Here is a 23,429-nt window from a genome sequence, read left to right on the forward strand (position 1 = left end):
AAACAGGTAGCGGCATGGTGCTCATTCACATATAATGAGGCGTGAACGAGACCGTCGACCAGCCCACTATGGTCGAGGGCTACGGGCCGGCCCCGGCTGCCTGGGCCCGCGAGGCGCTAAGCGACGCTGAGGTCTTCATTCGGCGGCTCTTCACCGACCCCGCCGGGCAGCTGGTCGCGATGGAGTCCCGCTCCCGCAAAGCCCCAGATGGCTTGGCCGAGTTCATCGTCACCCGCGACGGCGGCATTTGCCGCACCAACGGCTGCGACGCCCCGATCCGCAACGTCGACCACGCCGAACGCCACGCAGACGGCGGCAAGACCAGCGCCGCGAACCTTCAAGGGTTGTGTGAAAGATGCAACCAGGCGAAAGAAGCTCTCGGCTGGCAGGCCAGACCAGGACCCGACGGCAGCATCATCACCATCACGCCGACAGGCCATGTCTACACCAGCCCGCCGCCCGACACGTGGCGACCAGACCCACCACCCCTCTCACGGGCCGAGCTCGTGCTGCGCGACATGGTCGTCGACCATGCGCTCGCAGCCTGACTCATGTCGGCGTGAGTGGAGAAGAGAGCGCTCCGAGGTCAGCTGAGGGGGAGGAGGCCGCGTTCGGCGAAGACCTTCTTGGCGACGAAGGTGGCGTTCAGGGCTCGCGGGAAGCCGCAGTAGACCGCGGCGTGGAGGAAGGCCTCGATGATCTGCTCCGGGGTCAGGCCGACGTTGAGGGCGGCATTGATGTGTACGTCGAGCTGGGGCTCGCAGCCACCCAAGGCGGTGAGCATGCCGAGAGTGACCAGCTGACGGTCCCGCGGCTCGAGACCGGGGCGTGCGTAGATCTCACCGAACCCCCAGGCGACGATCTGGTGCCCCAGCTCCGGGGCGATGTCGGCGAGGGCGTCGATCACTCGGGCACCGGCCTCGCCGTCGATCTTGTCGAGGATCTCGCGACCGTGATCGTGGCGAGCTGCGCGGGAGGTGGGGTCCTCGGAAGGATTCTCGAAGGTCATGCTGCGCACGCTAGGAGTTGGAGCGCACTCGAAGTCAACGGATCGGAGCGGCTGCTAGGAGGCGTACGCGATCTGCTCCTGGATCTCGAAGCGCAGGCCGTCGGCGGCCGCGATGTAGACGTCCTGGTCCACGAGGTTGCCGTGCATGCGCATCAGGCCGCGGGGGCTGGAGTAGCTGTGGTGGTCGGTGAGGCGCAGTGCGGGCTCGACGGCGAGCCCGCCGCAGGCCTCGCCGATCTGACGCAGGAACATCAGCGACTCGTAGCAGGACTCGCCCACGGCATTGAGCGAGGGCGCGTACTCGCCGAAGCGGAGGTGGTAGCGCTCGGCCAGGCCAGCCGACTCGGGCGTGGCGAGGCCGTCGAAGTAGGCGGCGGCAGCGAAGACGTTGGCGTTGGCGCCGGCACCGCCGGCGAGCAGGGTGTTCTCCTCGACGGCGGGGCTGAGCCGGGTCAGCGACGTGCTCAGCCCGGCGGCCGCGAACTGACGGTTGAAGTGCACCGCGTCCTGCCCCATCAGCAGCATGATCACCCCGTCCTGGTCGCCGGCCTCCAGACCACGCAGCACGCCGGCGAAGTCATGGGTCCCGAGCGGGACGTACGTCTCGCTCACGACCTCCGAGGACGACCCGCGCAGCGCCGCCCGGGCCGTCGACCCGGTGACGCGCGGGAAGACGTAGTCGTTGCCGACCACCGCCCAGCGGGAGACGCCGTGGTTGGCCCGCATCCAGGCGGTCGCGGGGAGCAGCTGGTTGACCGGGCGCTCGCCGATCATGAAGACCCCAGGGGTGTCGTCGCCGCCCTCGTGCATGGCGGCGAAGGCGTACAGCGCCCGGCCGCCGACGCGGGCGGTGATCGCCTGGCGGACGGCGGAGATGTGCCAGCCGGCGATCGCGTCGACCCGGCCGAGCTCGACGAGCCGAGCGACCTCGGCGGCGACCTCGTGGGCAGCGCGCCCGGCATCGATCGCGACCAGCTCGACCGGCCTCCCGGCGATCCCACCACCGGCGTTGAGCTCCTCGGCGGCCAGCTCGCCGCAGGCCAGGCAGCCGGGACCGTAGATTCCGGTCGGGCCCTGCATCGGGACGACGAACGCGATCGAGACGGCGCCTGGTGGACGGGGCGCGAGGCCCAGCAGGGCATGGGACGCCGGGGTGAACGACGGCGGAGACATCGGCACCTGCTCCCAGACGAACCAGACGAGCCAGCTGAACGGACGGATGACTCACCATTGAGCCGATGGGTGGTTAGGGTACGGGAGTCGGGCCCTCGGCGCAGCGGGCATCCAACAGACATTCGTGGGAGGACGCCATGGAGGTTGCCGAGACGGCAGTCGCGGATCTGCGTTGCTCGGATCTGGCCGTGCTGCTCGCGCGGGCGCAGCGCCGGGTCGAGCGTGCGCTCGCCGAGGCGTACGCCGACTTCGACCTCACCGCCGAGCAGTGGCGCGTCCTCAGTGTCCTGCTCGACGAGCCGGGACAGACGATGACGCGTCTCGCCGACGGTGCCGCGATCCCCGCCGCCACGTTGACCAGACACGTCGACCGGCTCGCCGAGCGCGGCCTGGTGCTGCGCAAGGTCCACGCCGAGGACAAGCGTCGAGCCGTGGTCGCGCTCTCGCCGGTCGGCGCCTCGGCAGCCCGGGAGATCCGCGCCCGCCAGCAGACCGAGGCCGTCGCCAGGGTCACCCGCGACCTGCGGACGGTCCTCGAGACCCTCCCGTGAGCTCTGCCGACTGAGCGTTTCCGTCTGGAAACAAATCCTCACAGGGTCCGATACATCGGCGAAACAACCCGTCCCTAGATTCCTTCCATTCGAGAGCAATTGTCCGATGGAAGGACCTCCCCCGTGCGTACGAAATTCTCGAGCCGCCTTCTTGCGGCCAGCTCGGTGCTCGCCCTGGGCATGACCGCGACCGCCTGCGGCGGCGCCAAGACCGGTGCCGCCGCGACCAGCGAGAGCTGCGTCGACACCAGCGGCGACACCATCAAGATCGGCTTCCTCAACTCCCTGTCGGGGACGATGGCGATCAGCGAGACGACCGTCTTCAAGTCCCTGTCCATGGCGGCCGAGGAGATCAATGCCGACGGCGGCGTGCTCGGCAAGAAGCTCGAGATCGTCAGCGAGGACGGCCAGTCCGAGCCGACCGTCTTCGCCGAGAAGGCGACCAAGCTGATCCAGGACGACTGCGTCGCGGCCGTCTTCGGCGGCTGGACCTCCAGCTCGCGCAAGGCGATGCTGCCGGTCTTCGAGGGCAACGACGCGCTGCTCTTCTACCCCGTGCAGTACGAGGGCCTGGAGTCCTCGCACAACATCTTCTACACCGGCGCGACCACGAACCAGCAGATCATCCCCGCCCTCGACTTCCTCAAGCAGGAGAAGAAGATCGAGTCGATCTTCCTGGTCGGCTCCGACTACGTCTTCCCGCGCACGGCGAACAAGATCATCAAGCAGTACGCGGCCGCCAAGGGCATCGAGGTCCTCGGTGAGGAGTACCAGCCCCTGGGCTCGACCGACTTCGGCACGGTTGTCGACAAGGTCAAGGCGGCCGGCGCGGACGCGGTCTTCAACACCCTCAACGGGGACTCCAACGTGGCCTTCTTCAAGGAGTACAAGGGCAAGGGCCTGACCGCCTCGGCGATGCCGGTGCTCTCGGTCTCGATCGCCGAGGAGGAGGTCCCGGGCGTCGGCGTGGGCAACCTCGAGGGCCAGTACACCGCCTGGAACTACTACCAGACCATCGACAGCCCGGCGAACCAGAAGTTCGTGACCGACTTCAAGGCAGCGAACGGCGCCAAGGCGGTCACCTCCGACCCGATGGAGGCCGCCTACACCTCGCTGCACCTGTGGAAGGGCATGGTCGAGAAGGCGGACTCGTTCGCGGTCGAGGACGTCATCGACGCCGCAGACGGCGTCACCTACGACGCGCCCGAGGGCACCGTCGAGGTCGACGGCGAGAACCACCACATCGCCAAGACCGCGCTCGTCGGCCAGGTGAACGCCGAGGGCCTGATCGACACGGTCTGGTCGAGCGACGAGCCGATCGAGCCGGACCCCTACCTGAAGTCCTACGACTGGTGGAAGAACTAGTCCGTTGGACACACTCCTCGCCCAGGTCTTCACCGGCATCTCAGCTGGTGCGGTCCTGCTCCTCATCGCCCTCGGGCTCACCCTGACCTTCGGTCAGATGGGCGTGATCAACATGGCCCACGGCGAGTTCATCATGGCGGGCGCCTACACCGCGTACGTCGTCTCGACCATCGTCGCCAGCACCGAGCTGAGTCTGCTGATCGCGCTCCCCGCGGGGTTCGTGGTCGGCGGGCTGCTCGGGGTGGCGCTCGAGGCGAGCGTGCTGCGGTGGATGTACGCCCGTCCCCTCGACACCCTGTTGGTCACCTACGGTGTCGGCCTCGTCCTGCAGCAGTTGGCGCGTGACATCTTCGGGGCTCCGGCGAAGGAGGTGCCGGCGCCGGGCTGGCTCGACGGGTCGATCCCGATCCTGGGCTACGACTTCCCGCTGACCAGGCTCTTCATCCTCGTCCTGGCCGCGTCGTGCGTGGCCGCGCTGCTGGCGGTGCTCCGGTTCACCGCCCTCGGGCGACAGATCCGGGCGACCGTCGGCAACCGCGACCTCGCCGAGACCATCGGCATCTCGACCCGACGTACCGACCGGGCCACCTTCTTCATCGGATCCGGTCTGGCTGGTGTCGCCGGGGTGGCGCTCACGCTGCTCGGGTCGACCGGTCCCAACCTCGGCACGTCCTACATCGTGCAGGCGTTTCTGGTGGTCGTGGTCGGCGGCATCGGACACCTCAAGGGCACGATCGTGGCGGCTCTCGGGATCGGTCTGCTGCAGGCGTTCCTCGCCCACGCCCTGACCGGCTCGGTCGCCCAGGTGCTCGTCCTGCTCGCGATCGTCGCGTTCCTGCAGCTGCGCCCGCAGGGCATCCTCTCGGTCCGGACCAGGAGCCTGGCATGAAGAAGGTCTACCCGTACGCCGGTTGGCTGCTGCTCGCGGTCGCCCTGCTGGTCCTCGCCCCGGCGGTCCTGTCCGACTTCCGCCTCGGCCTGCTCGCGAAATACTGCTGCTACGCCATCGCCGCCGTCGGCATCGGCCTGGCCTGGGGCCGCGGCGGGATGCTGGTGCTCGGCCAGGGGCTCTACTTCGGCATCGGCGCCTACGCGATGGCGATGCACCTCAAGCTCGCCGACGCCGGCCCCGGCGGGGTGCCGGACTTCATGGCGCTCTACGGCGACGCCACGGTGCCGGGATGGTGGGAACCGCTGCGCAATGGCGGGCTCGCGATCGTCGTCATCCTCGTCCTGCCGGCACTCGTGGCGGGTCTGCTGGGGCTCGCGGTGTTCAAGCGGCGGATCAAGGGGGCGTACTTCGCCATCCTGAGTCAAGCGCTTGCCGCTGCCTTCGCGATCCTGCTCGTCGGCCAGGTGAAGACCACCGGCGGTGCGAATGGGCTGAACAACTTCCAGGGCTTCTTCGGGTACGCCCTGTTCGACCCGGCCAACAAGAGGATGCTCTACTTCATCGCCGCCGGGATCCTGCTGGTCTCTATCCTGGCGATGGCGTGGCTCTACAACACCCGCTTCGGCGAGCTGCTGGTCGCCGTCCGCGACGGCGAGGAGCGGGTCCGCTTCCTCGGGACCGACCCGGCCAACGTCAAGCTGGCGGCGTACGTCATCGCCGCCGTCCTGGCCTCGATCGGCGGTGCGCTCTTCGTGCCGATCGCCGGGATCGTCTCGCCCGACGACGTCGGCGTGGTCGCCTCCATCGGGCTGCTCGCCGGGGTCGCGCTGGGCGGGCGTGCCTCGCTGCTCGGTCCGGCCGTCGGCGCCCTGCTGGTCGGTTATGCCGAGACCTCGCTCTCCGAGGCCTTTCCGGGGTCGTGGTCCTACTTCCAGGGTGCGCTGTTCGTGCTGGTCATCCTGTTGCTGCCCGGCGGGCTGGCTCAGCTGCTGGGGCTGCTCGGCCGGCTGAATGCTCGCCGAGGTAACTCGGTGAGCGACCACTTCCTTCGTGGAGTTCCACGAGGAAAGCAACGCGAGACCGAGGTACCTCGGTCAGCATCCGAGGAGGCGGCAGCGCGATGACCCTGATGGTGAGCGACCTGCGGGTCGAGTTCGACGGCTTCGTGGCCATCGACGGCGTCAACCTGACCCTGGAGCCGGGCCGACTGCACTTCCTGATCGGCCCCAACGGTGCCGGGAAGACGACGCTCGTGGACGCGTTGACCGGGTTGGCGAGCGGGAGCGGTGAGGCGCGCTATCGCACACGCGACCTGCTCGCGCTCGCATCGCACCGCATCATCCGCCTCGGGGTGGGGCGTACGTTCCAGACCGCGACGGTCTTCGAGGAGCTGAGCGTGCTGCAGAACCTCGACATCGCCGCCGGGGTGCACCGGGCGCGGTGGCGGCTGATGCTGCCGCGGCGGCAGATGCCCCAGCAGGTTGCCGAGGTGCTCGAGACCGTGGGGCTCACGGAGCTGGCGGAGCGGCCTGCGGGCGTGCTCTCGCACGGGCAGAAGCAGTGGCTGGAGATCGGCATGCTGCTGGTGCAGGACTCCTCGGTGATGCTGCTCGACGAGCCCGTCGCGGGGATGTCGGCCGAGGAGCGCGAGGCGACGGGGGAGCTGCTGCGCCGGATCAGCCCGGAGCGGACCGTCGTGGTCATCGAGCACGACATGGACTTCGTCCGCAGATTCGCCGACATCGTCACCGTCCTGCACGCCGGGAAGGTGATCGCAGAAGGCACGGCCGCCGAGATCAGGGAGGACGCCGAGGTGCAGCGGGTCTATCTGGGAGACACAGTCGCCGCGGTCACCGAGACGAGCACGGAAACAGGAGAGGAAGCCTGATGCTGAGGATCGAGTCGGTCACCGGCGGCTACGGCCGCACCACGGTGCTCCACGAGGTCAGCCTCGAGGTCCCGACCGGCGCCGCGGTTGCGCTGATGGGACACAACGGCGCCGGCAAGACGACCCTGCTCAAGGCGGCGGTCGGGCTGGTCCGGGCCAAGAGCGGCCGGGTGCTGCTCGACGGCGAGGACGTCACCGCGCTGAGGCCGAGCGCCCGCGTCAACCGCGGCCTGGGCTACGTCCCGCAGGGTCAGCAGAGCTTCGGTGAGATGACCGCGCTGGAGAACCTCCAGCTGGTCGGCGACCGGGCGGGGATCAGCGAGATGCTCGACCTCTTTCCCGCGTTGAAGGACCTGCTCGGGAGACGGGCCGGGCTGCTCTCCGGTGGCCAGCGCCAGCAGCTCTCGATCGCGCGCACCCTGCTGACCAGACCGCGTCTGCTCATCCTCGACGAGCCGACCGAGGGCATTCAGCCCAACGTGGTCGCCGAGATCGAGCGGGTGATCTCGGAGCTGACCGGACGCGGTGATCTCACCGTCCTGCTGGTCGAGCAGCACGTCGGGTTCGCGCTGCGTACTGCCTCTGCCTACTACATCCTCGAGTCCGGCCGGATCACCGCGCGCGGTGACGGCGGCTCCGGGGCCCACGACCACGTCCGATCCCAGCTGGCCGTCTAGGCCGGACCGTCCAGAGAGTTGGCGAGATGCATCTGACCCCGTCCGACACCGAGAAGCTGCTGCTGTCCGTGGCCGGGATGGTCGCTCGCGACCGGCTGGCCCGTGGGGTGCTCCTCAACTACCCCGAGTCGGTGGCGCTGCTGTCCACCTGGGTGATCGAGCGTGCACGGGAGGGGGCCCTGGTCTCCGACCTGATGACGCAGGGCCGCACCGTGCTGACCCGTGAGCAGGTCATGCCCGATGTGGTCGACATGCTCGTCGAGGTGCAGGTCGAGGCCACGTTCCCCGACGGCCGCAAGCTCGTCACCATCCACCAGCCCATCGCCTGAAGCGGAGATCTCCATGCAGTCCAGCGGTCCCGGAGCCGTACGCGTCACCGACGGCACCATCCGGCTCAACGCCGACCGGAGCGAGTCGGAGCGGCGTACGTTGGTGGTCCTCAACACCGGCGACCGGCCGGTCCAGATCGGCTCCCACATCCACCTCGCCGAGGTGAACTCCGCTCTCGACTTCGACCGCGATGCGGCCGAGGGGTTCCGGCTCGACATCCCCGCCGGCACCTCCCGCCGGTTCGAGCCGGGCGCGTCGCGGGAGGTCGCGATCGTCGCGCTCAAGGGTGCTCGTCTCGTGCCCGGAATCTCCGTGGTCTCGACAAGCTCGACCACCGGGGAGGCGTGATGGTGGAGATCAGCAGGAGCGAGTACGCCGCGCTCTACGGCCCCACGACCGGCGACCAGGTGCGCCTCGGTGACACCGACCTGTGGATCGAGATCGAGGACGACCTGACCGCCGGCGGCGAGGAGTCGGTCTTCGGCGGTGGCAAGTCGATCCGCGAGTCGATGAACCAGTCGACGGTGCCGCGGTCCGAGGGTGCGCTCGACACGGTCATCACCAACGCCCTCGTGCTCGACCACTGGGGCATCGTCCGAGCCGACGTGGGGATCCGCGGCGGAAGGATCGTCGCCCTGGGGCGCTCCGGCAACCCCGACATCGCCGACGGTGTCCACCCCGCCATGGTCATCGGACCTGGCACCGACGTGGTCAGCGGCGAGGGGAGGATCCTCACCGCCGGGGCGATCGACATCCACGTACACCTCCTCTCCCGGTCCCAGATCGTCGAGGCGATCTCGACCGGGATCACCACCGTCGGCGGGGGAGGCACCGGGCCCTCGGAGGGCTCCAAGGCCACCACGGTCACCCCCGGCCCATGGCACCTGGAGACCATCCACCGCGCGCTCGACGACATGCCGGTCAACCTGCTGCTGATGGGCAAGGGCAACACCGTCTCCGCGGCCGGGCTGGCCGAGCAGGCGCTGGCCGGCGCGGCGGCGTACAAGGTCCACGAGGACTGGGGCGCCACGCCCGCCGCCATCGACGCCGCACTCCGGGCCGCCGACGAGCACGGCCTGCAGGTCACGCTGCACTCGGACTCGCTCAACGAGGCGGGCTACCTGGAGTCGACGGTCTCCGCGATCGCCGGCCGCTCCATCCATGCCTTCCACGCGGAGGGCGCCGGGGGAGGGCATGCGCCCGACATCCTCTCGGTCGCCTCGCTGCCACACGTCATCCCCGGCTCCACCAACCCGACCCTGCCGCACACGGTCAACACCGTCGCCGAGCACCTCGACATGCTGATGGTCTGCCACCACCTCAACCCGCGGGTGCCCGAGGATCTGGCCTTCGCCGAGTCCCGGATCCGGGCGACCACGATCGCCGCCGAGGACGTCCTGCACGACCTCGGCGCCCTGTCGATCACCTCCTCCGACGCCCAGGCGATGGGCCGCATCGGCGAGGTCGTCTGCCGCACCTGGCAGGTCGCCCACGTGATGAAAGCGCGGCTCGGCCCCCTGGGCGGAAAGGCGGACAACGTCAGAGCCAAGAGGTACGTCGCGAAGTACACGATCAACCCCGCCATCGCCCACGGGATCGCCGCCGAGGTCGGCTCCGTGGAGCCTGGCAAGATGGCGGACCTGGTCCTGTGGGACCCGCGGTTCTTCGGCATCCGGCCGGAGGTGGTCATGAAGGCCGGAGCGCTGGTCTGGGGTGCCCTCGGCGACCCGAACGCCTCCATCCCGACCCCGCAGCCGGTGCTCATGCGACCGACGCTGGTGGGCCCGGGGGCGGACCATGCGGTCTCGTTCGTCGCCCCGGCCGCGTTGGACGCCGGCCTGGCCGATCGCCTCGGCCTGCGCCGCCGCCTCGTCGGGATCTCACCCACCCGCGAGGTCGGCAAGGCCGACATGGTCAACAACTCCGCGACTCCCGAGATCCGGGTCGAGCCCGAGACGTTCCGCATCCACGTCGACGGCGAGCTGATCGAGCCCGCCCCTGCGACCGAGCTGCCGCTGACGCAGCTCTACTCGATGTTCTGAGCGCGATGTCCGAGAACCTGCTCCTGATGCTGCTCGCCGACGCCCGCCTCCCGGTCGCCGGTCACACCCAGTCCGGCCAGCTGGAGGCAGCCGTACGCTCCGGTCTCACCGCCGAGCAGGTGCCGGTCTTCATGCGCTCACGACTGGCCGGCGTCGTGAGGGTCGAGGCGGGCACGGCGGTCGTGGCGCTGCACCGGCTGCGCGCCGGTCTGCCGTTGGAGCCGGTCCTGGACGACTGGGCCGCCCGGACGCCCGCCGCCCCGATGCGGGACACCTCGCGCACGCTCGGCCGCGCGATGCTGCGGCTGGTCAGACGCCTGTTCCCGGACTCGCCACACGTCGCGGAGGTGGCCGCCCTCGAGCGGCCCTGCCGCCCGCTCGTCCTGGCTGCGGCGGCCGCCAGCGGTGGCATCGCGCCGGTCTCGCTGGGTCGGCTGGTGGCGTACGACGACCTGCAGACGGTCGCGTCCGCAGCCCTCAAGCTGCTGCCCCTCGACCCGCTCGACGCCACCTCGTGGGTGCACGACCTGCTCCCGGAGGCCGAGCTGCTCGCCACCGAGGTCGCCCCGCTCACCGAGCCCCACCAGATCCCGGCGCCCAGTGCGCCCCAGCTAGACCTGTGGGCCCAGACCCACGCCCACACGACCAGGAGGTTGTTCAGTGCCTGAGAACACGACGAAAAGCACGCCGAGTCGGCTCATCCTGACCGAATCGGAGCGCGAGTCGGCTCGTTATAACGAGCCGGCTCGGCATGGATTGACGTCAGAACGAGCCGACTCGATCCCGACTGAGGCGGCCAGAGGTCTACGGATCGGGGTCTGTGGTCCGGTCGGAACTGGCAAGAGCTCGCTCATCGCGCTGCTGTGCCGTGAGCTGGCCGCCGATCTGGAGATCGGCGTGGTCACCAATGACATTTACACCGACGAGGACGCCCGCTTCCTCCGCTCCGCGGGCGTCCTCGACCCGGCCCGCATCCGCGCGGTCGAGACCGGCGCCTGCCCCCACACCGCCATCCGCGACGACGTCACCGCCAACCTGATCGCCGTCGAGGAGCTCGAGGAGGAGTTCGCCCCGCTGGACGTGGTCCTGGTCGAGTCCGGCGGCGACAACCTCACCGCGACGTTCTCACCGGCGCTGGTCGACACCCAGATCTTCCTGATCGACGTCGCCGGCGGCGGCGACGTCGCCCGCAAGGGAGGCCCCGGCATCGAGCGCGCCGACCTGCTCGTGGTCAACAAGACCGACCTGGCCCCGTACGTCGGTGTCGACCCGTCCGCGATGGTCTCGGACGCGGGGTCGGTCCGCGAGGGCCGCCCGGTCATCGCGCTCTCCCGCACCGATCCGGCCTCGGTCGAGGCGCTGGTGGAGTGGGTGAGCTCAGAGCTGGCCCGGCACCGCGGCGGTGGCCTGGTTCCGGCCGACCCGGGTCCGATGGCGCCGCACTTCCACGTGGACGAGACCAGCCATGTCCACGACCACCAGCACGCCTGAGCTGGCCACCGGCTCCCTGACCCGGGTGCGGGTCGGGACGGTCGAAGGCGGCGGCCGGGTGCGCGTGGAGTCCGACGTCACCGGATCATCGACGGCCCCGGCGCTGCGGCCGATGCTGCTCTCCAGCGACACTCGCGCGGCGCGGATCTCGCTGGTCCCCGACGGCGCGATGCTCCTGGCCGGCGACCAGGTCGCCGTCGAGGTCGAGGTGGGGGAGGGCGCGAGCCTGACCCTGGTCGAGCCGGCCGGGACGGTCGCCTACGACATGGACGGCGGCCACGCGGACTGGACGGTCACGATCACCCTCGCCGAGGGTGCCACCTTGGTCTGGGCCGGTGAGCCCTTCGTGGTCTCCGCTGGCGCCGACGTCACTCGTGACACCCAGGTCACGCTCGGCCCCGGCGCCAGGCTCGCCGTTCGCGAGACCCTTGTCCTCGGTCGCCACGGCGAGCGCCCCGGCCGGGTGAGCACCACGTGGTCGGCTCATCAGCACGACGGGCGCCCCGTACTGGTCGAGTCCCTCGACCTGGACGCGAGCTCGCTGGTGCCGGGCCTCCTCGGCCGGCACCGAGTGCTCGCATCGGTGACCACGTTCGGCCTCGACCTCCCGACCGACGTCTGCCCGGAGGGCCGGCTCGACCTGGAGCGCGGCGGCACGCTGTGGCGCCACCTGGCCGGCGAGGCCCACGAGATCCCGACACAACCCTGGGAATGCGTCAAGACTGGTTGAGGGTTCCACCGATATGACTGAGATCGAGATCGAGGGCGGGTCCCTCTACGTCGGCTCCCCCGAGACGGTCGCCCGGAGGCTGGCCGGCACGATCAAGGTGCTCGGCGTCGACCGGTTCGACCTGAAGTACGACCAGGGCCGTGTGCGCCACGAGGACCTGATGGGCTCGATCGAGCTCTACGGCACCCGGGTCGTACCGCTCGTCAAGGACATGCTGGGCTGATCGGCTCAGCGTCAGCCCAGCCAGCTCGAGATCGGGTTGATCGCGAAGTAGACGGCGAACAGCGCCGCCACCAGCCACATCAGCGGGTGCAGCTTCCTCGCCTCGCCGCGGACGATCTTGATGAGCACGTAGGCGAGGAAGCCGGCGCCGATGCCGACCGAGATCGAGTAGGTGAACGGCATCAGCACGATCGTCAGGAACGCGGGGATCGCGATGCCCGGATCGATCCAGTTGATGTCCATGACCTGCTGCATCATCAAGAAGCCGACGAGCACCAGGGCAGGCACCGCCGCCTCCGACGGGATGACGGTGACAAGGGGAGCCAGGAACGTGGTGAGCAGGAAGAGCACACCGGTGACGACCGCCGCCAGGCCGGTGCGGGCGCCCTCGCCGACGCCGGAGGCGGACTCGACGTAGGAGGTGTTGGACGAGACACCGCCGGCACCACCGGCCGCGGCGGCCAGCGAGTCGACGACGAGGATCGAGCGCGTACGCGGTGGGGTGCCGTCCTTCTGCAGCAGCCCGGCCTCGGAGCCGATCGCGGTCATCGTGCCCATGGTGTCGAAGAAGTCGGCGAGCATGAGCGTGAAGATCAGCAGCACCGCGGTCACGATGCCGACGCTCTCGAAGGAGCCGAGCAGGTTGAACTCGCCCAGCGTCGCGAACGATGGCCAGTCGACGATCTTGTCCGGCATGGCCGGGACGTTGAGAGACCAGCCAGTCGGGTTCTCGGGGCTGCTGGCGCCGAGCTTGACGATCGCCTCGACGATGATGGCAAGGACCGTGGTCACGGCGATCGAGATCAGGATCGCGCCGCGCACCCTGCGCACCCACAGGGTGATGACGAGGGCGAGACCGATGACGAAGACCAGGACCGGCCAGCCCGCGAGCTGCCCGGCCGGGCCCAGCTGCACCGGGACAGTGGTGTTCGCGGCGTCGGGGATGCGGCGTACGAATCCGGCGTCGACGAAGCCGATCACCGCGATGAACAGACCGATACCGACCGAGATCGCGGTCTTGAGCTCTCGCGGCACGGCGTGGAAGACGGCCTCCCGGAATCCGGTCAGGACCAGCACGAGGATCACCAGACCCTCGATCACCACCAGACCCATGGCATCGGCCCAGGTCATCTGCCCCGCGATCGAGAACGCGACGAACGCGTTGAGCCCGAGCCCGGTGGCCAACGCCATCGGGTAATTGGCGACAAGACCCATCAAGATGGTCATCACGCCCGCCACCAGCGCCGTCCCGGCCGCGATCGCGGCGATGTTGTCGCCGCTGCTGCCACCGAGGAGGTCACCGTTGACGTCTTCCGCGAAGCCCAGGATCAGCGGGTTCAGCGCGACGATGTAGGCCATCGTGACGAACGTGACGACGCCACCGCGGACCTCGCGTGCGACCGTGGAGCCGCGGGCACTGATCTGGAAGAACCGATCAACGGCGTTGGTACGTGACGGGGTCGAGATGCTCACGGCCGAATCATCGCAGATGTGGGCCGCTGGGCCTTGACCTCCCTGCGACGGACAGCTCCGCAAGCGGCCGGTTGCTACCTTCGACCGAGACGGAAGGGGCTCGACGATGAAGACCGGCCAGAACATGACCGCTGAGGAGATCGACTCCACGGAGCCTGACTCCTTCGGCAACGGTGTGTTGACCCGACGTCACCCCGAGCTGATCGCGAAGGTGCGATTGAGCGTCCCGTACCCGCCGGCGGTCCAGCGCAGTCTCGACCAGCTTGCTGAGACGATCCGGGACGTCGTGCCGCCCTTCACCGAGCCTTCCGCGGACCGGACCGCATGGGAGGCCTGGGTGGCCCCGTACGTCGGTCGCCCTTGGCTCGAGGTTCCGTTCCTGTGGGCGGAGTCGTACTTCTACCGGCTTCTGTTGCAGGCCACCGGCTACTTCGGCGACGGTCCGTGGGCTGGTGTCGACCCGTTCAAGTCGCAGAAGGACGCTGAGCTCGTCTCGGGCGAGCTGGATCGGGACCTGGACCAGATCGCGGGCATCGTCACGGCCCCCGAAGAGGAGGGGCTGCACAGTGCTCTGCTCGCGTCGTTGTGGGGCAATCGATCCGACCTCGGGTTCCGGCTCTCCAAGCCGCAGTCGGCCGACGCCGCGCAGGTCGACGATCTCATCGTCGACGACGCCAACCAGGTCTGGTCCCATCTGAGCGAGCACGACGCCGGCAGGGTGGACCTGATCGCAGACAACGCCGGCCGTGAGCTCGTCTCCGACCTGGTGCTCATCGACCGGCTCTTGAGCACACGTCGCGCGGCGCGGGTGGTCCTGCACCTGAAACCGCAGCCCTACTTCGTCTCCGACGCCACCGTCCATGATCTGCTCACGATCCTCGGCCACCTCAGCAGCCACACCGGCGCGGTGGCCGCCATGACAGCACGACTTGCGGCCGCGATCGCCGACGGGCGGATCGCGATCCAAGCCCACGCGTTCTGGTGCAGCCCGCTGACCTTCCACGACATCCCCGACGACCTCGCTGGTGGATTCAAGGAATCCGGCCTCGTGATCGTCAAGGGCGACCTCAACTATCGTCGCCTTGTCGGCGACCGATGCTGGCCGCCCGCCTCGAGCTTTTCCGACCTCGTCGAGCACTTCCCGGCACCGCTGGTGGCGCTACGGACACTGAAGTCCGACCTGGCTGTCGGTATCCCGGACGATCGCCTCGCGCTCCTGGAAGCGCACGAACCTGGCTGGCGCACCGACGGGACTCACGCTGTGCTCCAGGCACGTCTCTCGTAAGTCTCCGGCTGCCGGTTCCCAGAAGCTGGGCGAGCCGGCGACCGCACCAGCGACCTTTCAGTTGATCGTTCTCACCGGGCAGCGCGCGACGCCCGCCTTTGCGATGCGTACGTCGGCGGTGACGAGGGTGAGGTCGTGCGACTCGGCGACGGCGACGTAGCCGGCGTCGTAGGCCGACAGGTTGCTGCGCAGCTCCCACATCCGGGGCAGGCATGGGCCGGTGGGAGCGGTGATCACCGTGATCGCCTGAAGCCAGTGCAGCGCCCGTTCCGCATCCCGGTCGGTGAGCTTGCCTCCGAGGAGGAGTCCCCGGAAGACACTGAGCACCTCGGTGCGCCAGATCTCTGGGACAACCCATTCGGGGTCGTCGGCGAGGATCCTGGTCGCCGCGTTCACCCGAGGGTCGGCGTCCGGATCTGCGAAGAGAAGTGTGACTGCGGAAGCGTCGGGGACGATCACGCAGCGCCCTCGGTGCGATCACCGCGGGCGGTGTCGCGTGCGGCGAGCACGTCCTCGGCGGTGAACTTCGAATCGCCTCGGGCGGCGACCACGCGCTCGATCAGGGCCTGGTTGTTGGCGAAGGACGCCTCCCGGAGGACGACGTCACGCAGGTAGGAGTTCAGCGACTGCCCGCGGTCCTTCGCGCGCTGGGCCAGGACGTCGCGTACGTCATCGGGGATGTCGCGGATCTGCAGGTAGGCCATGCATTCATTATGCGTGCATTATGAATGCATATCAACGCATATGTGGTCCGTCGGTGCAGTAGACCGGCGCGAGCGACAGGGCAGACGTCGCGAGATCCCGCATGGCGGAGGACCGTTCCTGAGGAAGGGCCTCCGCCGTGCGCGTCCAGGTGAGCCGCGAATCAGGGCTCAGGCGGTCCACTCCGGGTAGTCGGTGTAGCCGGCCTCGCCGCCGCCGTAGAAGGTCGCCGGGTTCTGCTCGTTGAGCGGCAGCTGCTCCTGCAGGCGACGGGGAAGGTCCGGGTTGGCGATGAAGGTGCGCCCGAAGGCGGCCGCGTCGATCAGGTCGGCCCCGAGAAGCCTTTCGGCCTTCTCCGAGGTGTAGGCGCCCGCGGCCACGATCGGGCCGGGGTGTGCGGTGCGCAGCTGCTTGCGGTAGTCGTCGCTCAGCTCCGGGCCGCCGGCCCAGTCGGGCTCGGAGAGGTGCAAGAACGCGATGCCGCGCTTGCCGATCTCGGTGGCGAGGTAGAGGCCCATCTCGGCGCCTTCGGGGTCCTCGACACCGTTGAACGAGCCGATCGGGGAGATCCGGATGGCGACGTGCTCGGCGTCCCACTCCGCGATGACCGCGTCCAGCACCTCGAGGGTGAGGCGGGCGCGGTTCTCCAGAGAGCCGCCGTAGGAGTCGGTGCGCTCGTTGCTGCTCGCGCTGGAGAACTGGTGCAGCAGGTAGCCGTGGGCGGCGTGGACCTCGACCATGTCGAAGCCGGCCTCACGGGCGTTGCGGGTGGCGCGACGGTAGTCGTCGACCACGCCCGCGATCTCCTCGGTCTCCAGGGCGCGGGGAGTGGGGCAGCTGACCCGGGTCGGGGTGCCGTCCTCGCCGCGTACGGTGGTGCGGTTGCGATAGGGGAGCGCGGAGGCGCTCACCGGGAGGTCGCCGTCGTGGAAGGACTCGTGGGAGACCCGGCCCACGTGCCACAGCTGCGCCGCGATCCGTCCACCGGCCTCGTGCACGACGTCGGTGATCTGCCGCCACCCCTCGACCTGCTCGGCCGAGTAGATGCCTGGGGTGTCCATGTAGCCCTTGCCCTGCGGCGAGATCTGGGTGCCCTCGGAGACGATCAGTCCCGCCGAGGCGCGCTGCCGGTAGTAGTCGGCCATCAAGGCGTTGGGTACGTCACCGGGCTGACTGGCGCGCATGCGGGTCAGCGGCGCCATCAGGACCCGGTTGGGCAGGGTCGTCGAACCCAGGCTCAACGGTGAGAAGAGTGAAGTCATGTGACGCTCAACTGAGCGGTTGCTCATATTGTTCCCCGCGGAACCGGAACGGCGGAGTTCGCGATGACGAGCGCGCCCATGACGCCGGCGTTCTCGCCGAGCTCGCTCGGCACCACGTCGAGGGCCGCGGCGGTGTCGGGCTGGGTGAAACGGTCGATGGAGTCCTTGATCCCGAGGACGAAGGACTCCGAGTCGCGCATCGTGTCGCCCACGACGATCAGCGCCGGGTTGAGGTGGTTGCAGAGGTCGGCCAGTACGCGGCCGACGGCACGCCCGGCGTCGTCGAGGATCCGGTTGACCCGGATGTCGCCCTCCTGGGCGAGCTCGAGGAGCCGCTCGACGCTCAGCGTCTCGGCGTAGGCGGGCTGCAGCAGCTCGACGAGCCGGGACCCGCCGAACGCCTTCTCCAGACAGCCGCGGTTGCCGCACCGGCAGATCGGGCCGTTGTCCTCGAAACGTACGTGGCCGATCTCGCCGGCGATCCCGGTGACGCCCCGGAAGAGCTCGCCCGCCAGGATCAGCCCGGCGCCGATGCCGCTGGAGGCCTTGACGTAGATGACGTCGTCGACGTCGCGTGCCGCGCCGTGCGCGACCTCGGCGAGCGCGCCGAGGTTGGCGTCGTTCTCGACCTGCACGGGCATGCCGAGGCGGCGGGCCAGCTCCTCGCCCGGAGCCAGGTCGATCCAGTTGGCCAGGATGGGGGAGACGACGACCCCGCTGTGCGGGTCGACCGGTCCGGGGATCCCCATGCCGACTCCGAGGACCCGGTCCGTCCTGGGGTCGATGCCGGCCGCCGCCAGGCACTCGTGCACGAGCGCTGCGGCCCGGTCGATGGTCTCGATGGGGGAGTTGTCGGCGTCTAGCCGGATCTCGTGCTCGGCCAGGGGCTTCGCCGCCAGATCGGCGACGGCGACCCGGACGTGCCGGTGGCCGATGTCGACGCCGACGAGCGTGCCGGGAGCGCCGTTGACGGTGAGGAGCGACGGCGGCCGCCCGCCTCCGCGGGGCAGGGCGGCGCCGGTGGTCTCGACGATCTGCTCGGAGGCGAGCAGCTCTTGGACGATGCTCGACACCGTGCTGCGGGACAGTCCGGTGCGCTGGGCGAGCTCGGCGCGGCTGACCGGCGCCGACCGTCCCAGGAGATCCAGAATCTGGGAACGATTGGCGACGCGAGGCCGCGACTCCGGAGTGGTCATGCCGAGACTGTAGGTGATTATGTCGAATTGCGACAGATATCAGGTTGAAAACGTCTTCTGTTGTGCGTTGACTAGACAGAAAGGAGAGGCGTACGTTGTCCCGGCACGCGGCCGCGAGTAACCCAGATCACTCACCGACGTAGCGGCCGCGCAACCGGAGGATCAAAGATGAACGCAACGCGTAAGGCCCTGGCCGCCGGCCTGGCCGCCCTGAGCCTGCTGGCGGTCTCCGCCTGCGGGAGCGACAGCGAGAGCGGCAGCACCAATGAGGTGGAGGTCTTCACCTGGTGGGCCGAGGGTAGTGAGAAGGCCGGGCTCGACGCCCTGGTCAAGGTGTTCGACGACCAGAACCCCGATCTGAAGTTCGTCAACGGGGCCGTCGCCGGAGGCGCCGGCAGCGACGCGAAGAACGTGCTCCAGTCCCGCCTGCAGAACGGTGAGCCCCCGGCCACCTTCCAGGCGCACGCGGGTGCTGAGCTGACCGACTACATCAACGCCGGCCAGATCGAGGACCTCACCGACCTCTACGAGGAGAAGGGCTGGAACGAGCGCTTCCCGGAGGGCCTCCTCGAGCGACTGAAGCAGGACGGCGGCATCTACTCCGTCCCCTCGAACATCCACCGCGCCAACGTGCTCTGGGCCAACCCGGCCGTCCTGGAGAAGGCCGGCATTGATGCCAACAAGACCTACGACTCGCTCGACGCCTGGATCGCCGACCTGAAGAAGATCAAGGCCAAGGGCATCATCCCGCTCTCGATCGCGACCGACTGGACGCAGGTCCACCTGCTCGAGAGCGTGCTCCTCGCCGACCTCGGCGCCGAGGCGTACAACGGTCTCTGGGACGGCACCACCGACTGGAGCGGCAGCGAGGTCGAGGCCGCGCTGGCGAAGTACAGCACTCTCCTCTCGCTGACCAACACCGACCGTCAGGGACTCGACTGGCCGGACGCGACCCAGCTGGTCATCGACGGCCAGGCCGCGTTCAACGTCATGGGCGACTGGGCCGAGGCGGCCTTCCAGGAGCAGAAGAAGACCCTCGGCACCGACTACACCGCGACCCCGGTCCCGGGCACCGCGGGCGTCTTCGACTTCCTGGCCGACTCGTTCACCATGCCGGTGGACGGCCCCAACCCCGAGGGCACGGAGGCCTGGCTCGACACCATCGCCAGCGACGAGGGTCAGGTGGCCTTCAACAAGGCGAAGGGCTCGATCCCGGCCAGCACCACGGCCGACACCGCCGACTTCAACGAGTACCAGCAGACCGCGATCAAGTCGTGGGCCGAGGACGAGATCGTCTCCTCGCTCGCCCACGGCGCCGCGACCTCGGTCAACTGGCTGACCGACATCACCGCCGCCGTCGCGAAGTTCGGCAGCAACAACGACGTCGCCGGGCTCCAGGAGGGCCTCGTCGAGGCCGCCGAGGACAACAAGCCCGAGTGACCAGGGCTCTTCGAGCCTGTTGACCCACCCGGTCCGAGGGGCTGCGGCAGACAGCATCCGTCGCAGCTCCTCGGCCGCCCTTTGTGAAAGGACGGACACATGTCCTCCACGGTGCCCGGCGCCGTCAAGCGACCCGGACGGTCCCAGCAGCCCAGACGCCCCAGGGGCCGCCGCCCCGGCGGGCGCGGGTGGGTCGCGCCCGTACTCCTGATCCTGCCGACCGTCATCGTCATCGGCGTCTTCGTCTACGGCCTCATCGGATCCAACATCCACACCTCCCTGCAGGACCGGCACAACATCGGGCCGTCGCAGGGCTTCGCCGGGCTGGACAACTACCGCGACCTGTTCACCGACGACGACTTCATCTACTCGCTGCGCAACCTGATGCTCTACACCGCGACGTTCCTCGTCGGCACCCTGTCCCTCGGGTTCCTGTGGGCATGGCTGCTCGAGCGCAAGGCTCGCGGCGAGTCGCTCTTCCGGGCGATCTACCTGTTCCCGATGGCGGTCTCGTTCGTCGCCTCCGGTGTGGTCTGGCGCTGGCTGCTCAACAACGCCGAGGGCGACCGTGCCTCCGGGCTGAACCGGCTCTTCGAGACCCTCCACCTCGACTTCCTGCAGAACCCGTGGTGGACCAACGAGCGTTGGGGCATCCTCGCGATCGCCGTCCCCGCCATCTGGCAGCTCAGCGGCTACGTGATGGCGCTCTTCCTGGCCGGCTTCCGCGGGATCCCCGAGGAGCTGCGCGAGGCGGCCCGGATCGACGGCGCCTCGGAGTGGCAGCTCTATCGGCACGTCATCTTCCCGCAGCTGAGCCCGGTCGCCCTCTCGGCGATCATCATCATCGGGCACATGTCGTTGAAGGTCTTCGACCTGATCATGGCGATCGCCGGCCAGACCAACTACACGACCCAGGTGCCGGCCACCCAGATGTGGGTCGAGTTCACCCGCGGTGACTACGCGAAGTCGGCCGCCATCGGGACGGTCCTGCTCCTGATCGTGGCCATCCTGATCGTGCCCTACCTCGTCTCCACCTACCGTCAGGAGCGTCGCCGATGACGACCGAAGCCATCCCGGCCGCTGTCGCCTCCCGGGTCCCCGGACAGCGTTCCCGCGGGGTCGCCCGCACGATCAAGTACATCCTGCTGATCGGCTTCGCGCTGGTCGTCCTGCTCCCGGCGTACGTCCTGTTCGTCACCAGCTTCAAGGGGATCGGCGACGCCACTCCCACCAACGCCTGGAAGCTCCCCGAGTCCTGGGAGACCGCCGGCTGGGCACGTGCCTGGGAGCAGCTCGGGCCGGCGTTGGGGCGTACGTTCGCGATGGTCATCCCGGCAACGATCATCTCCTCGGTGCTCGGCTCGATGAACGGGTTCGTGCTCTCCAAGTGGCGCTTCCCAGGCGCCGACGTGGTGTTCACGCTGATCCTGTTCGGGATGTTCATCCCCTACCAGGCCGTGATGGTGCCGCTGGTTCAGCTGATGGGCAACCTCGGCGTCCCCTCGGGCGTCCCGAGCCTGATCGTGCTGCACGTCGTCTACGGTCTGCCGATCACCACGCTGATCTTCCGCAACTACTACGCCGGGGTCCCGGTCGAGCTCATCGAGGCGGCTCGGGTCGACGGCGCCGGCATGCTGCGGACGTACGCCTCGGTCATCCTGCCGATCTCGGCGCCGGCGTTCGTGGTGGCGCTGATGTGGCAGTTCACCTCGGCGTGGAACGACTACCTGTTCGCGCTCTTCTTCTCCACCTCGCAGAACGGGCCGGTCACGATCGCGCTCAACTTCCTGGCGAGCGGTCAGCTGCAGGACTACTCCGCCAGCATGGCGGGCGCGCTGATCGCGTCCGTCCCGACGCTGATCATCTACATCCTGCTCGGCCGCTACTTCGTCGGCGGGCTGATGGCGGGGTCGGTCAAGGGATGATCGACCGATGATCGACCCCGCCATCGAGTGCCGCCGGCTGGTCGGGTTCGCCCGGCCGTCGGCGGCCTCGCCCGCCGGCTTCTGGTGGCTGGACGAGTCCGGTAGCCCGGACGCGGCCGAGCCAGTGCACACCTGGATCACCGCCCGGATGACCCACGTCTTCGCGCTCGCGCACCTGCGCGGGGACCTGCCGGGCTCCGAGGCCGGCGAGCTCGCCGCCCACGGCATCCGGGCGCTGTCGGGCGCGCTGCGTGACGACGAGCTCGGCGGTTGGTACGCCTCGGTCGCGACCGACGGCGAGCCGATCGGCACCCTCAAGGAGGCTTACGCGCACGCCTTCGTGATCCTGGCGTCGAGCAGCGGGGTCGCGGCCGGTGTGCCCGGGGCGGACGCGCTGCTCGACGAGGCGCTGGGCGTGATGCAGCAGCACTTCCTCGACGACTCCGGCCGCGTGGTCGACAGTCTCGAGCGCGATCTCGGTTCGGGGGAGGCCTACCGCGGAGCCAACTCCAGCATGCACACGGTGGAGGCGTTCCTGGCCGCGGGTGACGTCACCGGCGACGGCGCCTGGCACCAGCGGGCGCTGGCCATCGCCGAGCACCTGATCCACGGGGTCGCCCGCGCGCACGGCTATGACCTGCCCGAGCACTTCGACCTCTCCTGGTCGCCGCTGCTCGACTACAACGCCGACCGGCCCGGCGATCCGTTCCGGCCCTACGGCTGCACCCCCGGGCACCTGCTGGAGTGGTCGCGGCTGCTGCTGCACCTGGACGCGACCCTGCCGGACGCTCCGTCGTGGCTGGTCGAGGACGCCCGGGCGCTGTTCGCCCGTGCCGTCGAGGTCGGCTGGTCCGCGGACGGTGAGACCGGCTTCGTCTACACGACCTCGTGGGACGGCACGCCGGTCACCCGGCTGCGGCTGCACTGGGTGGCCGCGGAGGCCCTCGCCGCCGCCGGTGCCTTGCACACCCGCACCGGCGAGACGACCTACGACGAGTGGCGACAGCGCTTCGAGGCGTACATCGAGACCCACCTCATCGACCGCGAGCACGGCAGCTGGCATCACGAGCTGGACGAGCACAACCGCCCCTCGCACGTGATCTGGCACGGCAAACCGGACGTCTACCACGCCTACCAGGCGCTGCTGCTCGCCCGGATGCCGCTGGCCCCCGTCCTCTCGGTCCAGCTGAGCCAGCCCCAGCAGCCACCGCGAGACGTCGATTCCTGACCTCCGGTGTCCCTTTTGTTGTTCGGGGCAACTTTCTGCGGCACACTCCGTGGCGTGGAGGGCAACTGGCTGTCGCCGGAGGAGCGGGCGGCGTGGCTCCGCCTGATCGGCGTCCTCGAGCTGCTCCCGGGTGCGCTCGACTCCCAGCTGCGCCGCGACGCCGGTCTGACCCACTTCGACTACGGCGTCCTGGCCATGCTCTCCGATGCGCCGGACCGGACCCTGCGGATGACGGAGCTGGCGGGCTTCACCAACGCGACGCTGCCGAGGCTCTCCAACGTGGTCAAGCGCTTGGCGGACCGTGGCCTCATCGAGCGGCTCACCTGTCCTGGTGACCGTCGGGCGACCAACGTACGTCTCACCGAGAGCGGCCACGAGAAGATGGTCGCCTCGGCGCCAGGTCACGTGGACGCCGTGCGCGAGTACGTCTTCGACTCGCTGAGCCCCGACCAGGTGAGCCAGCTGGCCGAGATCGCCGGGATCATGCTCGAGCGTCTCGACCCGACCGGCGCGAAGAGGCCGCCCATCGACCCGAAGGCGTGCTGAGG

The 23,429-nt window shown here is 69.2% G+C and carries 27 protein-coding genes; 20 read left to right on the forward strand and 7 right to left on the reverse strand.

What is annotated here, in order from left to right:
* Positions 1-41 precede the first annotated feature (41 nt).
* On the forward strand, positions 42-548 hold the full coding sequence (locus H5T77_RS05005; protein WP_292645858.1) for an HNH endonuclease: 507 nt from the start codon (positions 42-44) through the stop codon (positions 546-548).
* Positions 549-586: 38 nt separating this feature from the next.
* On the opposite strand, the gene H5T77_RS05010 is transcribed toward H5T77_RS05005, so the two are convergent.
* Positions 587-1,009, reverse strand: a complete 423-nt coding sequence (locus tag H5T77_RS05010) for a carboxymuconolactone decarboxylase family protein (protein WP_292645861.1) — start codon at positions 1,007-1,009, stop codon at positions 587-589.
* A gap of 54 nt (positions 1,010-1,063) precedes the next feature.
* On the reverse strand, positions 1,064-2,182 hold the full coding sequence (locus H5T77_RS05015) for a substrate-binding domain-containing protein (protein ID WP_292645863.1): 1,119 nt from the start codon (positions 2,180-2,182) through the stop codon (positions 1,064-1,066).
* A gap of 137 nt (positions 2,183-2,319) precedes the next feature.
* On the opposite strand from H5T77_RS05015, the gene H5T77_RS05020 reads away from it, so the two are divergent.
* From H5T77_RS05020 to H5T77_RS05080, 13 genes are all read left to right on the forward strand, one after another.
* The gene (locus H5T77_RS05020; RefSeq protein ID WP_292645864.1) at positions 2,320-2,733 is read left to right on the forward strand and encodes a MarR family winged helix-turn-helix transcriptional regulator; all 414 of its coding nucleotides are present in this window, start codon (positions 2,320-2,322) and stop codon (positions 2,731-2,733) included.
* Positions 2,734-2,856: 123 nt separating this feature from the next.
* Positions 2,857-4,098, forward strand: coding sequence for an urea ABC transporter substrate-binding protein (gene urtA / locus H5T77_RS05025; protein ID WP_292645866.1), 1,242 nt, complete (start codon positions 2,857-2,859; stop codon positions 4,096-4,098).
* Between the two features lie 4 nt (positions 4,099-4,102).
* A complete protein-coding gene (urtB, locus tag H5T77_RS05030; RefSeq protein ID WP_292645868.1) occupies positions 4,103-4,987 on the forward strand; it encodes an urea ABC transporter permease subunit UrtB in 885 nt (294 codons plus the stop codon).
* On the forward strand, positions 4,984-6,114 hold the full coding sequence (urtC, locus tag H5T77_RS05035) for an urea ABC transporter permease subunit UrtC (protein WP_292645870.1): 1,131 nt from the start codon (positions 4,984-4,986) through the stop codon (positions 6,112-6,114). Before urtB ends, urtC begins: the two co-directional genes overlap by 4 nt.
* Positions 6,111-6,878, forward strand: coding sequence for an urea ABC transporter ATP-binding protein UrtD (gene urtD, locus H5T77_RS05040; RefSeq protein WP_292645873.1), 768 nt, complete (start codon positions 6,111-6,113; stop codon positions 6,876-6,878). Before urtC ends, urtD begins: the two co-directional genes overlap by 4 nt.
* The gene (locus H5T77_RS05045) at positions 6,878-7,555 is read left to right on the forward strand and encodes an ATP-binding cassette domain-containing protein (RefSeq protein ID WP_292645876.1); all 678 of its coding nucleotides are present in this window, start codon (positions 6,878-6,880) and stop codon (positions 7,553-7,555) included. The genes urtD and H5T77_RS05045 overlap by 1 nt, the downstream gene beginning before the upstream one ends.
* A 26-nt stretch (positions 7,556-7,581) precedes the next feature.
* Positions 7,582-7,884 carry an urease subunit gamma gene (locus tag H5T77_RS05050; RefSeq protein WP_292645878.1) on the forward strand — a complete coding sequence of 101 codons (303 nt, stop codon included), beginning with the start codon at positions 7,582-7,584 and terminating at the stop codon, positions 7,882-7,884.
* 13 nt (positions 7,885-7,897) lie between these two features.
* Positions 7,898-8,233: an urease subunit beta gene (gene ureB / locus H5T77_RS05055; protein ID WP_292645880.1), complete on the forward strand. Its 336-nt coding sequence runs from the start codon at positions 7,898-7,900 to the stop codon at positions 8,231-8,233.
* Positions 8,233-9,927: an urease subunit alpha gene (locus tag H5T77_RS05060; RefSeq protein ID WP_292645883.1), complete on the forward strand. Its 1,695-nt coding sequence runs from the start codon at positions 8,233-8,235 to the stop codon at positions 9,925-9,927. The genes ureB and H5T77_RS05060 overlap by 1 nt, the downstream gene beginning before the upstream one ends.
* Positions 9,928-9,932: 5 nt before the next feature.
* A complete protein-coding gene (locus H5T77_RS05065) occupies positions 9,933-10,595 on the forward strand; it encodes an urease accessory protein UreF (protein WP_292645886.1) in 663 nt (220 codons plus the stop codon).
* Between the two features lie 88 nt (positions 10,596-10,683).
* Positions 10,684-11,418 carry an urease accessory protein UreG gene (ureG, locus tag H5T77_RS05070; RefSeq protein WP_292645889.1) on the forward strand — a complete coding sequence of 245 codons (735 nt, stop codon included), beginning with the start codon at positions 10,684-10,686 and terminating at the stop codon, positions 11,416-11,418.
* The gene (locus tag H5T77_RS05075) at positions 11,393-12,148 is read left to right on the forward strand and encodes an urease accessory protein UreD (protein ID WP_292645891.1); all 756 of its coding nucleotides are present in this window, start codon (positions 11,393-11,395) and stop codon (positions 12,146-12,148) included. The genes ureG and H5T77_RS05075 overlap by 26 nt, the downstream gene beginning before the upstream one ends.
* Positions 12,149-12,161: 13 nt before the next feature.
* Positions 12,162-12,371 (forward strand): hypothetical protein, encoded by a 210-nt coding sequence (locus tag H5T77_RS05080; RefSeq protein ID WP_292645893.1) that lies wholly within the window; start codon positions 12,162-12,164, stop codon positions 12,369-12,371.
* Positions 12,372-12,382: 11 nt separating this feature from the next.
* Here the strand turns inward: H5T77_RS05080 and H5T77_RS05085 are convergent, their stop codons facing one another.
* Positions 12,383-13,843 (reverse strand): NCS2 family permease, encoded by a 1,461-nt coding sequence (locus tag H5T77_RS05085; RefSeq protein ID WP_292645896.1) that lies wholly within the window; start codon positions 13,841-13,843, stop codon positions 12,383-12,385.
* A gap of 106 nt (positions 13,844-13,949) precedes the next feature.
* On the opposite strand from H5T77_RS05085, the gene H5T77_RS05090 reads away from it, so the two are divergent.
* Entirely contained in the window at positions 13,950-15,128 is a 1,179-nt protein-coding gene (locus tag H5T77_RS05090; protein WP_292645899.1) for a damage-control phosphatase ARMT1 family protein, read from the forward strand.
* Between the two features lie 57 nt (positions 15,129-15,185).
* Here H5T77_RS05090 and H5T77_RS05095 read toward each other — a convergent pair whose 3' ends face one another.
* The 4 genes from H5T77_RS05095 to H5T77_RS05110 form a co-directional block, all read right to left on the reverse strand.
* Positions 15,186-15,587 (reverse strand): type II toxin-antitoxin system VapC family toxin, encoded by a 402-nt coding sequence (locus tag H5T77_RS05095; RefSeq protein ID WP_292645901.1) that lies wholly within the window; start codon positions 15,585-15,587, stop codon positions 15,186-15,188.
* Positions 15,584-15,832 carry a FitA-like ribbon-helix-helix domain-containing protein gene (locus H5T77_RS05100; protein WP_292645904.1) on the reverse strand — a complete coding sequence of 83 codons (249 nt, stop codon included), beginning with the start codon at positions 15,830-15,832 and terminating at the stop codon, positions 15,584-15,586. The genes H5T77_RS05095 and H5T77_RS05100 overlap by 4 nt, the downstream gene beginning before the upstream one ends.
* A 168-nt stretch (positions 15,833-16,000) precedes the next feature.
* Complete coding sequence (gene nemA, locus H5T77_RS05105; RefSeq protein ID WP_292645907.1) at positions 16,001-17,092, reverse strand: N-ethylmaleimide reductase; 1,092 nt, start codon at positions 17,090-17,092, stop codon at positions 16,001-16,003.
* Between the two features lie 23 nt (positions 17,093-17,115).
* Positions 17,116-18,288 (reverse strand): ROK family transcriptional regulator, encoded by a 1,173-nt coding sequence (locus H5T77_RS05110; protein ID WP_292645909.1) that lies wholly within the window; start codon positions 18,286-18,288, stop codon positions 17,116-17,118.
* Positions 18,289-18,456: 168 nt separating this feature from the next.
* On the opposite strand from H5T77_RS05110, the gene H5T77_RS05115 reads away from it, so the two are divergent.
* The 5 genes from H5T77_RS05115 to H5T77_RS05135 all read left to right on the forward strand — a co-directional run bounded on the left by H5T77_RS05115 (position 18,457) and on the right by H5T77_RS05135 (position 23,427).
* The gene (locus tag H5T77_RS05115) at positions 18,457-19,728 is read left to right on the forward strand and encodes an ABC transporter substrate-binding protein (protein WP_292645912.1); all 1,272 of its coding nucleotides are present in this window, start codon (positions 18,457-18,459) and stop codon (positions 19,726-19,728) included.
* Between the two features lie 99 nt (positions 19,729-19,827).
* Positions 19,828-20,787, forward strand: a complete 960-nt coding sequence (locus H5T77_RS05120; RefSeq protein ID WP_292645915.1) for a carbohydrate ABC transporter permease — start codon at positions 19,828-19,830, stop codon at positions 20,785-20,787.
* The gene (locus tag H5T77_RS05125) at positions 20,784-21,653 is read left to right on the forward strand and encodes a carbohydrate ABC transporter permease (protein WP_292645918.1); all 870 of its coding nucleotides are present in this window, start codon (positions 20,784-20,786) and stop codon (positions 21,651-21,653) included. The genes H5T77_RS05120 and H5T77_RS05125 overlap by 4 nt, the downstream gene beginning before the upstream one ends.
* Positions 21,654-21,660: 7 nt before the next feature.
* Positions 21,661-22,881, forward strand: a complete 1,221-nt coding sequence (locus H5T77_RS05130; RefSeq protein WP_292645921.1) for an AGE family epimerase/isomerase — start codon at positions 21,661-21,663, stop codon at positions 22,879-22,881.
* A 54-nt stretch (positions 22,882-22,935) separates the two neighbouring features.
* On the forward strand, positions 22,936-23,427 hold the full coding sequence (locus H5T77_RS05135; RefSeq protein ID WP_292645923.1) for a MarR family winged helix-turn-helix transcriptional regulator: 492 nt from the start codon (positions 22,936-22,938) through the stop codon (positions 23,425-23,427).
* The last annotated feature ends 2 nt before the right edge of the window (positions 23,428-23,429 follow it).

The sequence above is a fragment of the Nocardioides sp. genome (assembly GCF_014360585.1).
In the GTDB taxonomy this organism is placed as follows: Bacteria; Actinomycetota; Actinomycetes; order Propionibacteriales; family Nocardioidaceae; genus Nocardioides.

What these genes read in the sequence shown, in the direction of transcription:
- H5T77_RS05010 (WP_292645861.1), bottom strand. Translation starts at nt 1,009, where the DNA reads ATGACCTTCGAGAATCCTTCCGAGGACCCCACCTCCCGCGCAGCTCGC.
- H5T77_RS05015 (WP_292645863.1), bottom strand. Translation starts at nt 2,182, where the DNA reads ATGTCTCCGCCGTCGTTCACCCCGGCGTCCCATGCCCTGCTGGGCCTC.
- H5T77_RS05020 (WP_292645864.1), top strand. Translation starts at nt 2,320, where the DNA reads ATGGAGGTTGCCGAGACGGCAGTCGCGGATCTGCGTTGCTCGGATCTG.
- urtC (WP_292645870.1), top strand. Translation starts at nt 4,984, where the DNA reads ATGAAGAAGGTCTACCCGTACGCCGGTTGGCTGCTGCTCGCGGTCGCC.
- urtD (WP_292645873.1), top strand. Translation starts at nt 6,111, where the DNA reads ATGACCCTGATGGTGAGCGACCTGCGGGTCGAGTTCGACGGCTTCGTG.
- H5T77_RS05045 (WP_292645876.1), top strand. Translation starts at nt 6,878, where the DNA reads ATGCTGAGGATCGAGTCGGTCACCGGCGGCTACGGCCGCACCACGGTG.
- H5T77_RS05050 (WP_292645878.1), top strand. Translation starts at nt 7,582, where the DNA reads ATGCATCTGACCCCGTCCGACACCGAGAAGCTGCTGCTGTCCGTGGCC.
- ureB (WP_292645880.1), top strand. Translation starts at nt 7,898, where the DNA reads ATGCAGTCCAGCGGTCCCGGAGCCGTACGCGTCACCGACGGCACCATC.
- H5T77_RS05060 (WP_292645883.1), top strand. Translation starts at nt 8,233, where the DNA reads ATGGTGGAGATCAGCAGGAGCGAGTACGCCGCGCTCTACGGCCCCACG.
- H5T77_RS05065 (WP_292645886.1), top strand. Translation starts at nt 9,933, where the DNA reads ATGTCCGAGAACCTGCTCCTGATGCTGCTCGCCGACGCCCGCCTCCCG.
- H5T77_RS05075 (WP_292645891.1), top strand. Translation starts at nt 11,393, where the DNA reads ATGTCCACGACCACCAGCACGCCTGAGCTGGCCACCGGCTCCCTGACC.
- H5T77_RS05080 (WP_292645893.1), top strand. Translation starts at nt 12,162, where the DNA reads ATGACTGAGATCGAGATCGAGGGCGGGTCCCTCTACGTCGGCTCCCCC.
- H5T77_RS05090 (WP_292645899.1), top strand. Translation starts at nt 13,950, where the DNA reads ATGAAGACCGGCCAGAACATGACCGCTGAGGAGATCGACTCCACGGAG.
- H5T77_RS05100 (WP_292645904.1), bottom strand. Translation starts at nt 15,832, where the DNA reads ATGGCCTACCTGCAGATCCGCGACATCCCCGATGACGTACGCGACGTC.
- nemA (WP_292645907.1), bottom strand. Translation starts at nt 17,092, where the DNA reads ATGACTTCACTCTTCTCACCGTTGAGCCTGGGTTCGACGACCCTGCCC.
- H5T77_RS05110 (WP_292645909.1), bottom strand. Translation starts at nt 18,288, where the DNA reads ATGACCACTCCGGAGTCGCGGCCTCGCGTCGCCAATCGTTCCCAGATT.
- H5T77_RS05115 (WP_292645912.1), top strand. Translation starts at nt 18,457, where the DNA reads ATGAACGCAACGCGTAAGGCCCTGGCCGCCGGCCTGGCCGCCCTGAGC.
- H5T77_RS05120 (WP_292645915.1), top strand. Translation starts at nt 19,828, where the DNA reads ATGTCCTCCACGGTGCCCGGCGCCGTCAAGCGACCCGGACGGTCCCAG.
- H5T77_RS05125 (WP_292645918.1), top strand. Translation starts at nt 20,784, where the DNA reads ATGACGACCGAAGCCATCCCGGCCGCTGTCGCCTCCCGGGTCCCCGGA.
- H5T77_RS05130 (WP_292645921.1), top strand. Translation starts at nt 21,661, where the DNA reads ATGATCGACCCCGCCATCGAGTGCCGCCGGCTGGTCGGGTTCGCCCGG.